The following is a 231-nucleotide window of genomic DNA, read 5'->3' as shown; positions in this document are numbered from 1 at the left end:
ACGTATGTAATTGTACGTGTTACTGTTTTGTTTAGATCTTTTTCTTCTAATCCAGCTGGGTATTTAGGTCCTTCTGGATTATTTGGATCTACTGGGGTTCCTGGTGTTTTCGGTTGATCTGGTGTTACTGGTACTACACGTTCTTTAAGTGTTACTGTAAACTCTTGATCAGTGTTAACATCTTTATCGAATACTCCGTCTGTTGGGTATGTATTAGATACTAATTCATAT

1 protein-coding gene is annotated in these 231 nt (G+C 36.4%); it reads right to left on the bottom strand.

Annotation, left to right across the window (positions count from 1 at the left end):
* Positions 1-231 (bottom strand): mucin-binding protein (locus PNO30_RS06675; RefSeq protein ID WP_271987616.1); only part of this gene is annotated, 231 nt, incomplete at both ends.

The sequence above is a fragment of the Gemella haemolysans genome (assembly GCF_028308085.1).
In the GTDB taxonomy this organism is placed as follows: Bacteria; Bacillota; Bacilli; order Staphylococcales; family Gemellaceae; genus Gemella; species Gemella haemolysans_D.
The sequence above is the reverse complement of the archived record's forward strand: the minus strand, read 5'-3'. Positions and strand labels throughout refer to the sequence as shown.